We start from the raw sequence: 14,929 nt of genomic DNA, 5'->3' as shown, positions 1-14,929 counted from the left end.
GTTGTCATACCTGTTATTTCGCTTCAAGCGGTTTTTTCCACAGTCCCAGAATGAGCGCGGAAATTACGGAACCAATCACCACTGCAAGCAAGAACAGCAAAGCATGATTGGCAAGAGCTGCTACAAAAATTCCGCCATGTGGAGCTGGAAGATTGATTTGCCAGAACTGCGTCAGACCACCAGCAATCGCTGAACCTACAATACAAGAGGTTAAGACACGCAGAGGATCAGCAGCTGCGAATGGAATGGCTCCTTCCGTAATGAAGGACAATCCAAGTACATAGTTCGTCAAGCCAGACTTGCGCTCTTGCTCAGTAAACTTATTTTTGAAGAACGTCGAAGCTAATGCGATTGCCAGCGGAGGTACCATGCCGCCCGCCATAACAGCCGCCATCATAGCTCCGTTCGTGTTACCACTGGAAGTAAAGACACCGATCGAAAATGCGTAAGCTGCCTTGTTGAAAGGTCCACCCATGTCAATCGACATCATTCCGCCCAGGATCAGACCCAAAATAACTGCATTACCTGTTCCTAAATTGTTCAGAACGTTGACAAGCCACGTATTAATACCACCGAAAATTGGATCAAACAGGTAGAACATAATCGCGCCTGTAATTAGGAGTCCGAATACCGGGTATAACAAGATTGGTTTTAAACCATCCAGCGTTTTTGGTAGACCTGCAAAAGCTTTACGCAGGAAGATCACCACATAACCAGCCAGAAAACCTGCTGCCAGACCGCCAAGGAAACCTGCATTGGAGTTTACAGCCATCAGACCCCCAACCATACCTGGCATCAGTGCCGGGCGGTCTCCAATACTCATCGCGATAAATCCGGCCAGTATCGGAATCAGGAAGTGGAACGCACCTGTTCCGCCGCCAATCGTTTGTAACAGTTGGAAGAATACATTATCTTCTCCCGCTACCTGTTCAATCAAGAAGGAAATGGCTAGCAAGATCCCCCCGCCTACAACGAATGGTAGCATATGAGAAATACCGTTCATTAAATCCTTGTAGATTTTGCTGCCTACGCTGCTCTTCTCCGCTTTCGACTCTTCAGCGCTGCCTTTACCTTCACTACGATAAATTGGCGCATCGCCGTTCAGCGCTTTGCGGATCAGTTCCTCAGATTTACGAATACCGTCACTTACCGGTCTTTGTAATACAGGTTTACCATCAAATCTGGCCATTTCAACCTTCTTGTCAGCTGCGACGATTACTCCTTTGGCACGACGAATTTCATCCGCTGTCAGTACGTTTTGTGCGCCTTCCGAGCCATTCGTCTCTACACGGATATTTACACCCATTTCTTTCGCTTTCTTAATAAGAGCATCTTCAGCCATAAACGTGTGTGCAATGCCTGTAGGACAAGCGGTCACTGCAACCACAAACTCGTCAGAATTCGGATTGCCAACGATAACGTCTGGCGTTTGCTGCGCTTTGGCTGCCTCTTTCTTAGCCTCTTTTGCTTTTTTGGCAGCTTCTTCTTCCGCCTGCTTGGTATCAAACAACACAGATACTTCATCCGGTGTTTGCGTTTTCATAAGGTTCCCGATAAAATCGGTATCAATTAAGAGCCGGGAAAGGGCTGCCAGTGTGCGAAGATGCGTATTTGCTGCTCCCTCTGGAGCCGCAATCATAAAGAACACTTTTGCCGGCTCACCGTCCAACGATTCGAATTCTACGCCTTTACTGCTTTTGGCGAAAACGACAGTCGCTTCATTCACAGCTTTGGTCTTGGCATGCGGCATCGCAATGCCGCCGCCGATTCCAGTGCTGGACTCTGCTTCACGTTTGTAAATCATTTCTTTAAACAAGGCACGGTCATTAATACGTCCACTTGCTTCGAGACTAGCGATGAGCTCCTCAATCGCCTCGTCCTTTGTCGTCGCCTGCAGGTCCATGATCATCGTTTCTTTAATCATCAGGTCTGTTATTCTCATTTTTCACACTCTCCTAAGTTCGGTCAGCGTGTCGATACACGCATAATAAGCTCATGATGCAGCCGGATTACCGTTTTGAAATCGTGACTTGCGGCCGTAATTGTTCAATTTTCTCTCTAGTAGCCAGATCATCGGAAAACGCAGTTGCGCTTCCGGATGCCACTCCTGCACGGAATGCTTCGATCGGATCGCCATGAAGAGCCAGCGTACCCACGAATCCAGCAATCATTGAATCACCTGCGCCTACAGAATTTTTAACCGTTCCTGCTGGTACATTTGCGTGATACACTTCATCTGCCGTAATGAACAAAGCCCCTTCTCCTGCCATGGAAATCAGTACATTTTTTGCACCTGCTTCCAGCAGCTTACGACCGTAAGTGACGATCTCCTCCTTTGAGTGAATAGTTACGCCAAACAACTCAGCCAACTCGTGGTGATTTGGCTTGATGAGCAGCGGTTTATGAACCAGTGCCTTCATCAGCGCCTCACCTGTGGTGTCGATGACGAATTCAGCCCCAGTTTGCTGGCATACGCTAATCAGCCGATCATAGAAGTCTCCTCCAAGTGACGGCGGGATACTTCCCGACAAGACGACAATGTCATTTTTCTGGAGTGCGGCCAGCTTTTGCACCAACGCATCGGCCTCTTGCTCACGAATCACAGGTCCCAAACCGTTAATTTCCGTTTCATCGCCATGCTTGAGTTTAATGTTAATCCGTGTGTCATCTTCGATCATTACAAAATCAGTTTTAATGGATTCTTCCCGCAATGTATCGTCGATAAACCTGCCTGTGAATCCTCCTAGAAAGCCGATCGCCGTGCTATCTGCTCCCAGCTGGTTTAGTACACGTGATACATTAATTCCTTTACCACCTGGCAATTTCAAATCACGTTTCATCCGGTTCAAATCACCAAGCTTCAAATCGTCAACTTCCACGATATAATCAATGGAAGGGTTCAGCGTTACTGTATATATCATTGTTATCCCTCGATTATCTTAGTTTTCTGAGCGATGGATCGGCGTGAGCGTTCTGGCATCGATTCGGTAATAAGTATAGCTTCCTTGAGCTCGAACAGTTTGGCGAAGGTTACTTCTCCAATTTTGCTGGAATCGGCCAACACATACGTTTTGCCTGACAACTGATGGGCTCGCCGCTTGATTAGCGCCTCTTCAGGATCAGGAGTTGTATACCCCATTTCCATATCCACCCCGTTCGTTCCTAGAAAGCACTTGTCGAATCGAAAATTGTCCAAATTTTGTAGGGCAATACTGCCAATTACGGCTTTGGTATGAATTTTCATCATCCCTCCCAGTAGATAGCTTCTGATTCTTTTACTTACCAGTGCTTCTACGTGGGATAGACCATTCGTCACGACCGTCACGTCTTTAGCTTCAATGTAAGGAATCATCGCCATCGTTGTTGTTCCCGCATCCAGATAAATACATTCGCCATCCAAAATTTCTTTGGCTGCCATGCGGGCGACTGCGTTTTTTTGTTGAACGTTTTTGAATGTTTTTTCTTCCATGCCAGGTTCCTGACTTTTCTGATTCAGTAAGGTTGCCCCACCATGAATCCGTTTTAGCAACTGACGGCCCTCAAGATCTATCAAATCGCGCCGAATTGTTGATTCAGAAGCTCCCAACAGATCAGCCAATTCCTGCAACTTTACAACACCACGTTCTTGTAAGCGCTGTATTATTAACTTGTATCTTTCCTCCGTCAGCATCTTCATTCCCCCAACTGTTTATATCGTACCACAAACCTGATAAAAAACAATCATTTTTCTCCAAAAAGATTCAAAAAAATTCATTCCAACTTCATTTTTTTACAAAATGGTGAATTCCCGCTCTAATCGACATGATTGCGTTTACATTTTAAAGAAAATTCATCTACTTTTATGTAAATTCATTCTTCTTACATAGGAATTCAGCAGTAAACGTTCAAAAACGTTCTAAAGCTTCCATCAGTACTATTTTACCATTATGCGCACAATTCGTCCCAATTTCCCTGAAACCTCATTCAGCTCATACGTAACCATTCCTGATGAGCATTAGGCACCTGTGTACACTAGCGCTGTATTTTAAAATAACAAGAGCCATGACTGCGTGCATACCGCATTCATGGCTCACCTTGTTATGATACATATTCACCCTCAATAATCTTCTCCAGATAATCTTCCGGCTGTGCAAGAAACTCAGCAAAGCTGCACACATCCGCATATTCCTGATGCTCCTCGTCATAATAACCCAGGCACTTCTGCTTTGGATTCCACACCAATATAATATCCGAGTAATTATCTACGTTTAGAGACAGACGCAACAGCTTTTGCCGACCTACCTTCATCTCAACCGTATCGATAATTGAAAAGAACTCAACAAATTGAATATCAAGATCATTTTCTGGCAGGTTCACACGGAGTTGATTCCCTGTCAGAAAGGCTATTAAATCCTTCGGAAGCTTGTAGCTTTTCAAAGCATGTCGTTTATTTTCCAGATTATGAAATGCCGGAGGCTCTACAGACTTTAAATACTCAGCCATTTCTACGTTTTTATTACTTAGTGCAATTGTATATGCCCGTTCTCCATCTTTTTCTGCCAGCGTCACATCAGCGCCTAGTTGAACCAAATACTTCACCATCGAAAAATCGTTGTTGCGCGCCGCCACTGTCAAAGGCGTGGCTTTATATGGATATACCATATTAGGGGCATTGAAATTAATATCTACGCCATGTTCCAATAGTAAAGCTACTGTTTTCAAGTCATGCTCACTAACTGCGTTGCGGAGTGTTGCTCCAGCATGCTGCTTCATATCGAGGCCCAGCTCATGGATAAGCAGCATATTACTTTTGTTACCGTAGTAGGCTTGCTCATAAGCACCAGATTTGACATGATTTTTACCGTCCTGCTTGGCGCCATGGGCGACCACATAACGGACAACCTCTTCGGTACCATAGCGAACAGCCGTCAGGAATGCGGGATTATCCTTTACATTAAGTTGAACCCCCTCATCGACCAGTAGCTTCAAGACTTCCATTTGCCCAGTTATGAGTGTAATATCCAGTGGACTTAATGTCGTATATTTGCTGAGTACGATCCCTTGTTCTATATCCCAGCCTTCGGTCAGCGCCTGGCGTAAAGCGGATATATTGCCTTGAACGATATGCATCGCTATCTCAGGAAGAACCTTGAAATTGCCTACATCTTTTAATTTAATCATGGTTATTACCTCACTCTTTATGTATCTACTATTAATCATGTATATCTATTTTATACCAACCTCTCTTTTATATAAATCCAACAGATTCCCCAAAATTCATTATTCACTCTATCGCAAACAAGTGAGTAATAGAGGTCAAAATACCTTATAGAAGCTATAATTGTATTATGATTCTGTATACCCTGTGCAACCGAAAAGGAGAACATATGAATAGCATTCAATATTTGTCCCAATTTAATTTGCTTCATAGTCTCTCATTAGAAGATTTAATTGAAATGGATCAAATGACCTCCATTACGACTATACCGAAAAAAAACTTTATACAAACTCCAGAGACCTTTTCCGAGGGACTTTATTTTGTGAAAAAGGGCAAAGTACGTCTATATAAGCTAAATGCTGACGGGAAGCAATTTACTTTGGATATCCTCCGCGAGGGAAATGTATTTGGTGAAATGGATATGATTTCACTAGGAACAAGGGAGATGTATATAGAAACGATAGAAGAATGCGATATCTGCCGTATGGACAAAGACCGATTCGAGCATTTTTTAATAGAACATCCCAGGTTCATGATGAACATGATCAAGGTGTTAAGTGACCGAATTTCAGGAATGAGCAGTCTGGCCCAGCATTTAGCTTTGGGAAATTTACAGGATAAAATTTTGTATATTCTTCTGAAATTGTCCGATCAGTTCGCCCTCCAAAGCCGTGATGAGTATTGCAAAATCAATTTCCCTCTCTCTCATCAAGAAATTGCGAATCTGGTCGGGGCCACCCGTGAGGCTGTAACAGCTGCTCTTCAGGAGCTTGTCAAAGAAAAGGTCATTAAAACCGGCTTTAAGACGGTTTACATCCATCGCGAAAAGTTAGTGAAGTTGTAAACTACATTACATCTATACTCCACCCCAAAAAAGTATCGTATACCTATCAGACAATTTACGATATGGAGTGGATGAAATGTTACAACGAAAAGGTGCTCGCAAAGGGTCAGATATTCCTAGTGATGTGCTTCAGCTGCTACAGCAGGGGCGGCTTCAGACGGCGAATCTCACCGAATGGCTGGCTGTCGATCATGTTGTACTATTGCAAAATACTCTTGATGAATTTGACTTGCAGCAATCATTCGATGTCTTCCTGACCGAATTGAATGAGCTGAAGGAAAAGAAGATCATGAAAATGATACCCGCAATCGCGCGAGCGTGGCTTCATGTGTTTGAGCAACAAGCGATAGAAGAACGTATTCGCATCTTTGATGCGATGGCCTCGCATCTTTCAGACAGCATTCGCTGCTGGGCTGCCTACATCATCGGGGTTGATCCCTGTTTAAGTGTAGAGGAAAAATTGGCTGGCATTCGCCCCTTTGCAGCGGATTCCCATTTCGGAGTACGTGAAATAGCCTGGATGGCCGTGAGAGAATCCATATCCTTGCAACTGCTTGAAGGGCTTGCCCTGTTAGACAGTTGGGTGCGAGATGAGGATGCTAACATACGTCGTTTTGCCATTGAATTAACCCGACCACAAGGCGTTTGGGCCAAGCACATCCCTGAACTAAAAGAACATCCCGAGTTGGCTCTTCCGCTCTTGGAGGCTGTTCAGTCCGATCCGGTCAAATATGTCCAGGACTCCGTTGGCAATTGGTTGAATGATGCCAGCAAAACCAGCCCGGAATGGGTTCTTCAAGTTTGTAATGCATGGCTAATGGCTTCGGATACTAAAGAAACGAAGCGAATAGTAACCCGGGCCCAAAGAAGCTTGAACAAAGAGAAATAATTAGAAGACTCCTCCCCATCCAATCCATATCTAGAGTATTCACATAAACTATTATATTTATCTGGAGTATTAGGAATGAGGAATTCCTATGTCTATTATTCAAATCTATCTGGAAGCAGACAGTATCGTATCTGGAAACATTGCTATCACAACAAGTATCAATGTCACTCCAGTGGTTAATCGTTACACAGCTATTGTCGTGCTTGGTAATATATTAGGTGGAGTGACCACTATCCCAGCACAAAATTTCACGAATGATAGTGGTACTTCAGTCGCGGCAAACAGTCTTGTTGTTCCGACCAGTAGCGGATACTACAATGTATTTGTAAATGGGACGTTGCAGCGAGGCGGCTTAACAACGCTTTCTGCTACAAACCTAATTATAAATACAGGCCTGATTGTTGGCGCGACAGTAGTCGTTGAAGTTATTAATTTCAACTCTAGTGCCTCCTCAACCTCTGTCAACAATGTTACAGTAACGACTACCATAAGCGACTGAGCTACGTAAAACAGGACAAACGCCTCTATTTTATAATTTTATAAAAGGGTAAAATTTCCTTTGTAAATATGAAACAGAGGGAGTTATTTCCATGAAATTCAATTTTGTGCATTTCCGATTTTATGTTATTGCACTGATCGCAGTGCTCATGCTTACCAGCTGCACCTCAAAAAATGCTGCAACTGCAGTCCAAACAAATTCTGATGTAGACAATGCGGCTCATAGTACAACAGTTGTAGACAAAGAAAGTCAGCCTGTTCTACCCGTCACAGAGTCGCTGCCTCATACCGTTACCTCGGATGAGGATCTTGTGGCTCTTACCATTCCCGCTGGCTGGCGTAAATTTAAACAGGGACAACTGGATTCGGTGCTTAGTGTTTGTGACAAAGAAAAAAAGAATGTAGGTCTGGTTTTCCGTGTCCCCAAGTCAGCTTTTGCAAATAATATGACGCTCGACGAATTCGTACAGCAACGTGAAGAAATCTCCGCATTGGGCCTAGAAAACTTTAAGGCTGTGGATACTACCCCAATCCAGATTGATTCCACAACCGCCAGAACAGCCGATTATAGCGGGAAATACAATGGCCAACAGGTCTATTACTTCAGTGCCATGTTAGAGAGTAAGCAGCACTATCTTCAAGTATTAATCTATTCAAGGGGAGGCTCTGCAGTAGAACAACATCACGAATTTGCAACTATAGCCAGCTCCTTGAAAGTCTTAAGCGACTCACAAGTTAAGCCAGACCTTCGCTCAACAACTATTTTGAAAACATTTAAAAGTGAAGATGCCACGCAACAAATTCGTCTCCCTTATATATGGAAGACTGGTTTAATTCTTAATCCAGATGCGCTAATTCAAGCTTGGTATGAAAAAAACGATGCATACATGACGATCATCAAGGATTGGAAATCCGAACTGCCGTATGAGAAATCCTCAATGATCACATTAAAAGATTACGCTGAGTTTTCAGCTCAATTAGTACTCAAAAGGTCTGGAAAAGGGATTATTTCGACGGGACCAGTAAAGGTCAATATAAACGGGAATCAAGGCTTGCAATACGAAGTATGGGTAGAGAGTGATAAAGTAAAAATTGTATATCTAATCACTTATTTGGAACATTCTGACTCATTCTCTCAAATTATTTTTTGGACGAGAGCTGATTATTACGATAATCAAAAATCTGAATTTCAAAGATACACCAAAACATACAGAGAAGAAGAAATATAGACATGATAAAATCCGCCAAACACTTAGGAATCTTTGTGTTAAGCGGATTTTGTCTATATGACTATCACAGCTTGAAATTCTAAAAGCTTCCCCTTGTTTAGATAGGAGATGTTACTTGTACATCCTTTTATTTTTTGTGGGCTAATAAGAGATTAACTATGGTATCCAGCTGAAGGCCTTTCCATAGCTCACTATGCAGAATCTGATTAGCCCCTTCATCTTCTGAACCGTATACAAAGATGTGATCTCCCATATACTCGGGTAAAACCTCAAGTGAAATATTTTCAAATCCTTCTTTCATATTCAATGCCTTCTTGGTAGGTGGTAGCTTTAGCATCTGATAAATGGTCGGACTTCCGTAATTGCCGCCTTTCGCTGCCAAAACATATATCGATTTATTGGCGACTTGTACAATTGAAACCGTCTCTCCGTCCTTAACGATACCTTGAATTTTCATTCTGGCCTCTGCAGCTTTCTTCTCGTATTCAGTAATCCACTGCTCGGCTTCTTTCTGCTTGCCAAAGATTTCACTGATTCTACGGAATTTATCCAGTGCTTGCACTGCCGCTTGTCCATCGCTGTTGGATGTTGTCGCTGTATGATTAGCCTTCGTTTGCGAACTTCCATTTGTATTCGTCGGAGCCGAGCAAGCTCCCAGCATCAATGATAAACACAGCATAATCATCATGGCCGTTATTTTAACTCTTCCGTGCATGAGCCTGCGATACAAGGTCGGGCTTAAGAGGTTCGATGCCCTGCCAATACAACTGCTGCAACAACTCGTATACAAATTGATGAAACAAGGCTTTAACATGCAGTTTGCCAAGTCCAGAACCTCCAGGCCATTCTTGCTCCAACAGCTTCACTTTCTCGTACAGGGACAGCGGGTAATGTGGTGCGAAAGCATACTGATTCTGAAAGGGATTTTCCTTTTCCAGCAATTGTGCTATCTCTTTGCGATCAGGCAGGGCCAACGTCGCCCTGTACAAAATGATGTAATATTCAAGCACATCCTCCGCTAGGATACTCAGGCACATTCCTTTTCCGCCATGCAGTACATGGAAACGCTCTATCCTGTGAATACTGTATCCAACCGTACCCGTGCGCTTCCACGCACGGCATATAAGAACGCACTGGCAGGAAGTCGATAGGCTCGAAGCTCCTCTCCTTTTTCGATCTTCCTATGACGAACATCCATCACCTGTATAAAAACATGATTCCACAGCAAAATGTGATCGTTCAACTTCATTACTACCGCTCAGCCCCCATCCAAACCGTTCCTTCAATTCTTATTCCGTCCTATCAGAATTAAATTTATTATAATTGATAATCATTCTCACAAGCAATCGAATATATCCAACTTCGTCTGAACAGTTTAAAACCATTAATTATGTATATATCAAAATATAAGTAAAAAAGCCCTGCAAAAGGGCTATCTTTCTTGCGATTCATTCTACTGTCGATTAAAGCTCTACCTGTATGACTATGTTCCAAATCGTTTGCGGTACCCGCATTTTCGGCATAACTCTTCTACCGCTTCTCTTTTGGAGAACCCGAAGTACAGACGATTTGCACGCTCCCCTTCCACAATGTCGGAAAAAGATTGCTCATGCACGTTACCTAAATTAATGACACCTTCTCCATCCAGACAGCAAGGGACCACCGTTCCATCCACCAATATCGCTGCTTGGCTACGGAGTGCATGGCAAAAGCCTTTTCCGTCATCTTCCGGGGCACTGAGGCTCGGCCATTCAAATTCGTGGTCCTGATTCAAATAAACGTTTGGTGCAATTTTGACCCCACTACCCGGTATCACCTTTTCCTCAATCCGATAGTCCAGTCCAAACTCTTGCTCCAGTCGTTCAAGTGTTTCCCGGTTGCGCTGACGCTGCACATTAGTCAAATTATCTTCAGTCAAGTTCCAGAGACGGAACGAAATAATGACATTGTGTTTCACCGCTTCTCTTACAAACGTGAAGATATTACCCAAATATCCTTCTCGATCCACGGAGCCTTCATGTCCGTCAAAACTATGGAGAGAGAAGTTCATCTGACGCAGCGCTGGTTGCCCAAGCAGCTTATGTTCGGTCTTCGGCAGCAAGGTACCATTAGTGGTAATATTGACCTTTAAGCCTTTCTCATGAGCACTTTCCAGTAAAAGATCAATTTTCGGATGGAGCAACGGCTCTCCTTTTACATGCAAATAGATATAATCTGTATGTGGTTTGACCTGATCAAGCACATTTCGAAAGACTTCCGGATCAATAAATTTTTTGACACGCTGTGTTTGAGGACAAAAGCTGCATGCGAGATTGCAAATGCTCGTTATCTCAATGTATACCTTTTTAAAAGTTTTCAACATGATTTCCCCATTCTAACCTTCATCCTGAGCATCTTGTTTATGCTCACTAATCTTATGATTATAACGGGTTATCACCGACAGGTAAACTCTCCAGTCTCTCCCTTTGTGTGGGCATCAAATGCTCGACACATACGCCTATCCAAGATTTGTTTGATATTTTCTATTGACCCTAGGTCTGACCTAAGGTTTATAGTGGAGTTATTCAAATATCAGTAAGGAGTCCTCTCATTGAAAGAACACATTACGATCAGCCAGCTTGCTCAGCTTATGAATGTATCTGTACATCAACTGCGATATTTTGAAGAAAAGGGAATCCTCTATCCATCACATACTGAAGAAAATCAATATCGGATGTACGGGCTTCATGAGATTTATCAGCTATCGCATATTTTATTACTACGTAAATTAAATGTCCCTGTCGGTCAGATTCAAGAATGTATGACTTCCTATGCTGCCAATGATTATAACCAGCTTTTAGAGCATTCGTTGCAAAAAGTACAAGCTGAAATAGCTAACTTAAAGATGCATGAACAGTTTATTCACAAAGTGTTAGAAGAATATAATAATCGGACCCAGCAGGGCGATGAGTATCAAGTCAAACGATTAGGTCCCCGTCATTTAAAGCTATGGTTTGCATTGGAGAATGGTCAAGAGTTCACTGCCGGAAATCTATTTGAACACCGCCCTGCCCCACCTCGATTATTTGAAAATGACCTGCATTACTTGTCTGATGCTGGACAGTTGAAGCTGTGTTATGAAACGGCGGATGTGGTTGACTATATTCTGGAAGAAGGCAACTATCTTTATAAGCATCTTTCCGTCATTGAAGAACCTGAGATTGATTATGAAATCAAACAAATGGAACGATATGTAGCTCATCACCAATATAACTGCCAAAGCAAGACCATTCTAGTAGAAAAATCTTATCTTTCGATGTTCGACAATAACAAGCTACAATATGAAATTCAAGTCAAAGTAGAATAAATCTTGGAGGGTGTTACATGAGTGCAAAATCTTTTGACATTGTTGCATACCAAAAACAAGACCATGAAGCTGTTTGCAGTCTTTTAGTCGAATCGTTTAAAGCAAAATTCCAATCTCTTGTTACACTAGAGGATCAAGCTATACAGCAGTTGTTAATGCAGGTTTGGGTTCAAAATCCTTATTCTACATCTATGAAACAATTTGTAGCCAAAGAAAACGAAGAAGTTATCGGTGTTCTTTCCCTTAAATGGAAACCCTCCTACTCTTCACTTCCTGAAACAAACCCCATTTCTTTGACTCCGCTCCTAAAACAGTTTGGTTGTTTCAATGTATTTAAATTTTTGGCAGGTATGCATGCGCTAGAGTATACCCCTGCTGCAAATGAGTGTTACATTGATCATTTGGCGATTCGTTCAAGTCATCGTAATCAGGGAATAGGACGCCATCTTGTAGCTTTCGCACAGCAATTTTCGGTTGAATCTGGTTTTCATGCATTGACGCTTCACGTAGCGCATAAGAACCAAGGGGCTATCCGTTTGTATCACCAACTGGCGTTTGAAGTAAAACAATCCAAATATAATGGGTTACGGCATTTTTGGTTCAAGGAGCCTGTATGGCATCTGATGAGTTGGCAAGAGAACCTGCATTCGAGGAGAGAGCATCATTGAAAAAAACACTCAAGCTTACTTTTGGTATTGCGGCAGCTCTGGCTGTTGCCTTGGTACTCATTGTTCTATATCAAAATTCCTACAAGATGACAGAAGAAAAAATACAAATCACGACACCTAAAGGGCTGTTAACAGGTACATTAACTTTGCCTAAAAACTACTCGGGAAAAATTGGATTGGTTATTTTTGTCCATGGGGATGGTCCTATTAATGACACCTATGATGATGGATACAAACCACTGTGGGAAAAGTTCGCTTCCAAGGGTTATGCCTCCTTGTCACTGAATAAGCCCGGTATTAACAGCGCTCCTGGCAATTGGCTCGCCCAAAGCATGGAGGACCGCGCACAGGAGATCCGATATGCAATAGACTGGGCAAGAAGCTTACCTATGATTGATAAGCAAAAAATCGGCCTATGGGGAGCCAGTCAAGCAGGATGGGTCATTCCGAAGATCGTTAAAGAGGAGCATGATATTGCATTCAGCATCCTTGTATCGCCTGCCGTGAACTGGATTTCCCAAGGACAATTTAATACCAGAAAAGAACTGGAGCGAGAAGGAGTTACTCCGCAAGAAATTCAAAAGACATTGAACTACGATCAAGAGATTCTACAGTTACTGAAAAGACAGGCTTCTTATTAAGAATATCTAAGCATAGCCGATCCTGACGATATGATTTCCAAAGAAAGATGGAGCTTTATACGCAAAAATTTTCTGTCTGATTCCACCGAAGAATTAAGTCACTTCCATTCTCCTGTACTCTTGGTTCTGGCTGGAAAAGATATTAATGTTGATGTAAAGGATACCGAGCGAGTCTATCACCAGAAAATCCCCGCAGAGCTACTGTCCGTGATTCATTTACCTGAAGCCGACCACTCCATGATGGATGAAAAAATCGCGCGTTCAAAATCTCTAACTTTTTTAACAGCCGTATTCGCCCCAAGAAAATTGGTGAATGACGAGTATCTCGAAATCCTTGCCAATTATGTAAGTGAGCGTTAAACAATGATGTTTTTTCCAAACTTCTTTTGAATATGCTAGGATCTGTTTTCTGTGCATTCAGTTACGCGCTCATTCAACTCATAACTGTTCTCGGTTAGACTGGGAATAGATCTATAAACAACAAAAAAACGGCATCTCTGCCGTTTTTCTAAAAGGATGGACTCTCAGGGACTCGAACCCTGGACCAATTGATTAAGAGTCAACTGCTCTACCAACTGAGCTAAGAGTCCATAATAAAAGTTTGGTGGAGCCTAGGGGGATCGAACCCCTGACCTCATCGCTGCCAGCGATGCGCTCTCCCAGCTGAGCTAAGGCCCCATCATAAGCAAGTTTTATCAACGTTTCAAGCGACTTCTATATCATATAAAATATTTAACCCTGTGTCAATACTTTTATAAAAAAATATAATTTTCTCCCTTCATGGCCCAGAAAAGATACAGTCAGCGATCAGTCGCTGGCTGTATCTTTAGATAACAGTGTTTTCAGTTCCTTCATAAACATATTGATGTCTTTAAACTGACGATAGACGGACGCAAAACGTACGTAGGCGACTTCATCCACTGGGTAGAGCTGTTCCATGACCAGCTCACCAATCTGCTGGCTATCCACTTCTGTGGCTGCTGTGTTGCGGATAGCATTCTCCACCTGGGATACGATCATATCCAGTTGCTCGACGGATACTGGACGCTTCTCGCAGGCTCGAATGAGACCGCGCAGCATTTTATCACGACTAAACTCTTCACGGCTGCCGTCTTTTTTGATGACCATGAGAGGGGTTTCCTCCACCATTTCAAAGGTGGTAAAACGCCTGGCACACTGCTCACATTCACGGCGGCGACGGATGGACTTGTTATCATTCGCAGGTCGCGAATCCAGCACTTTCGTGCCATTGTAGGCACAATACGGACATTTCATAATCTCACCACTTTCTTTTTCCAATAAATTCCCGAAGACTTTTAGTAATAATTTTGTCAAAACAGATCATAATATGTTTACCATATCGCGAGGAGGTGAACAACAATGGCACAAGGAAACAATGGCAACTCCAACAATCTGGTAGTCAGCAGATCCTCCGGCGCTCTGGAGCAAATGAAATTTGAAATCGCTCAAGAGTTGGGTATCAGCATTCCTCAAGATGGATACCAAGGTAATATGACTTCCTATGAGAACGGTTCGATCGGGGGCTACATCACAAAACGCCTCGTAACGATCGCCGAACAACAATTGGCAGGTCAATACCAATAATCGCGGTAATAA

16 protein-coding genes, 2 tRNA genes and 1 pseudogene are annotated in these 14,929 nt (G+C 42.9%); 8 read left to right on the top strand and 11 right to left on the bottom strand.

The window, feature by feature from the left end; translation table 11 throughout:
- Nucleotides 1-13 precede the first annotated feature (13 nt).
- The 4 genes from MLD56_RS08615 to MLD56_RS08600 all read right to left on the bottom strand — a co-directional run bounded on the left by MLD56_RS08615 (nucleotide 14) and on the right by MLD56_RS08600 (nucleotide 5,160).
- Nucleotides 14-1,942 carry a PTS fructose transporter subunit IIABC gene (locus MLD56_RS08615; RefSeq protein WP_029516646.1) on the bottom strand — a complete coding sequence of 643 codons (1,929 nt, stop codon included), beginning with the start codon at nucleotides 1,940-1,942 and terminating at the stop codon, nucleotides 14-16.
- A gap of 67 nt (nucleotides 1,943-2,009) precedes the next feature.
- The gene (gene pfkB / locus MLD56_RS08610) at nucleotides 2,010-2,921 is read right to left on the bottom strand and encodes a 1-phosphofructokinase (protein WP_029516645.1); all 912 of its coding nucleotides are present in this window, start codon (nucleotides 2,919-2,921) and stop codon (nucleotides 2,010-2,012) included.
- A 2-nt stretch (nucleotides 2,922-2,923) separates the two neighbouring features.
- The gene (locus MLD56_RS08605; RefSeq protein ID WP_029516644.1) at nucleotides 2,924-3,670 is read right to left on the bottom strand and encodes a DeoR/GlpR family DNA-binding transcription regulator; all 747 of its coding nucleotides are present in this window, start codon (nucleotides 3,668-3,670) and stop codon (nucleotides 2,924-2,926) included.
- A gap of 407 nt (nucleotides 3,671-4,077) precedes the next feature.
- Nucleotides 4,078-5,160, bottom strand: a complete 1,083-nt coding sequence (locus tag MLD56_RS08600; RefSeq protein ID WP_029516643.1) for an ankyrin repeat domain-containing protein — start codon at nucleotides 5,158-5,160, stop codon at nucleotides 4,078-4,080.
- Nucleotides 5,161-5,366: 206 nt separating this feature from the next.
- Between MLD56_RS08600 and MLD56_RS08595 the strand changes: the two genes are divergently transcribed.
- From MLD56_RS08595 to MLD56_RS08580, 4 genes are all read left to right on the top strand, one after another.
- Nucleotides 5,367-6,041, top strand: a complete 675-nt coding sequence (locus MLD56_RS08595; protein WP_029516642.1) for a Crp/Fnr family transcriptional regulator — start codon at nucleotides 5,367-5,369, stop codon at nucleotides 6,039-6,041.
- 76 nt (nucleotides 6,042-6,117) lie between these two features.
- A complete protein-coding gene (locus tag MLD56_RS08590; RefSeq protein WP_029516641.1) occupies nucleotides 6,118-6,930 on the top strand; it encodes a DNA alkylation repair protein in 813 nt (270 codons plus the stop codon).
- An 88-nt stretch (nucleotides 6,931-7,018) separates the two neighbouring features.
- Nucleotides 7,019-7,429, top strand: a complete 411-nt coding sequence (locus MLD56_RS08585; protein ID WP_029516640.1) for a DUF4183 domain-containing protein — start codon at nucleotides 7,019-7,021, stop codon at nucleotides 7,427-7,429.
- Between the two features lie 91 nt (nucleotides 7,430-7,520).
- Nucleotides 7,521-8,657, top strand: a complete 1,137-nt coding sequence (locus tag MLD56_RS08580) for a hypothetical protein (RefSeq protein ID WP_029516639.1) — start codon at nucleotides 7,521-7,523, stop codon at nucleotides 8,655-8,657.
- Between the two features lie 127 nt (nucleotides 8,658-8,784).
- Here the strand turns inward: MLD56_RS08580 and MLD56_RS08575 are convergent, their stop codons facing one another.
- The 4 genes from MLD56_RS08575 to MLD56_RS08560 form a co-directional block, all read right to left on the bottom strand.
- On the bottom strand, nucleotides 8,785-9,345 hold the full coding sequence (locus tag MLD56_RS08575; protein WP_029516638.1) for an ABC transporter substrate-binding protein: 561 nt from the start codon (nucleotides 9,343-9,345) through the stop codon (nucleotides 8,785-8,787).
- Between the two features lie 10 nt (nucleotides 9,346-9,355).
- Entirely contained in the window at nucleotides 9,356-9,694 is a 339-nt protein-coding gene (locus MLD56_RS08570) for a hypothetical protein (protein WP_029516637.1), read from the bottom strand.
- Nucleotides 9,695-9,726: 32 nt separating this feature from the next.
- Nucleotides 9,727-9,906 (bottom strand): hypothetical protein, encoded by a 180-nt coding sequence (locus tag MLD56_RS08565; protein ID WP_029516636.1) that lies wholly within the window; start codon nucleotides 9,904-9,906, stop codon nucleotides 9,727-9,729.
- 234 nt (nucleotides 9,907-10,140) lie between these two features.
- On the bottom strand, nucleotides 10,141-11,019 hold the full coding sequence (locus tag MLD56_RS08560) for a radical SAM/SPASM domain-containing protein (RefSeq protein ID WP_049816948.1): 879 nt from the start codon (nucleotides 11,017-11,019) through the stop codon (nucleotides 10,141-10,143).
- A 228-nt stretch (nucleotides 11,020-11,247) separates the two neighbouring features.
- On the opposite strand from MLD56_RS08560, the gene MLD56_RS08555 reads away from it, so the two are divergent.
- The 3 genes and pseudogenes from MLD56_RS08555 (at nucleotide 11,248) to MLD56_RS08545 (ending at nucleotide 13,672) form a co-directional block, all read left to right on the top strand.
- The gene (locus MLD56_RS08555) at nucleotides 11,248-12,003 is read left to right on the top strand and encodes a helix-turn-helix domain-containing protein (protein ID WP_029516634.1); all 756 of its coding nucleotides are present in this window, start codon (nucleotides 11,248-11,250) and stop codon (nucleotides 12,001-12,003) included.
- Nucleotides 12,004-12,020: 17 nt separating this feature from the next.
- Entirely contained in the window at nucleotides 12,021-12,671 is a 651-nt protein-coding gene (locus MLD56_RS08550) for a GNAT family N-acetyltransferase (protein ID WP_049816947.1), read from the top strand.
- Nucleotides 12,668-13,672 (top strand): annotated as a pseudogene (locus tag MLD56_RS08545) (alpha/beta hydrolase family protein). Before MLD56_RS08550 ends, MLD56_RS08545 begins: the two are co-directional and overlap by 4 nt.
- A gap of 157 nt (nucleotides 13,673-13,829) precedes the next feature.
- On the opposite strand, the gene MLD56_RS08540 reads toward MLD56_RS08545, so the two are convergent.
- From MLD56_RS08540 to nrdR, 3 genes are all read right to left on the bottom strand, one after another.
- Nucleotides 13,830-13,902: transfer RNA gene (locus MLD56_RS08540), tRNA-Lys, on the bottom strand.
- 12 nt (nucleotides 13,903-13,914) lie between these two features.
- A tRNA-Ala gene (locus tag MLD56_RS08535) sits at nucleotides 13,915-13,990 on the bottom strand.
- 129 nt (nucleotides 13,991-14,119) lie between these two features.
- Entirely contained in the window at nucleotides 14,120-14,587 is a 468-nt protein-coding gene (gene nrdR / locus MLD56_RS08530) for a transcriptional regulator NrdR (RefSeq protein WP_013309614.1), read from the bottom strand.
- Between the two features lie 105 nt (nucleotides 14,588-14,692).
- On the opposite strand from nrdR, the gene MLD56_RS08525 reads away from it, so the two are divergent.
- Complete coding sequence (locus MLD56_RS08525) at nucleotides 14,693-14,917, top strand: alpha/beta-type small acid-soluble spore protein (RefSeq protein WP_025685069.1); 225 nt, start codon at nucleotides 14,693-14,695, stop codon at nucleotides 14,915-14,917.
- Nucleotides 14,918-14,929 lie beyond the last annotated feature (12 nt).

This window comes from Paenibacillus peoriae (assembly GCF_022531965.1).
Classification (GTDB): Bacteria; Bacillota; Bacilli; order Paenibacillales; family Paenibacillaceae; genus Paenibacillus; species Paenibacillus polymyxa_D.
This window is presented reverse-complemented; position numbering and strand designations above follow the sequence as displayed.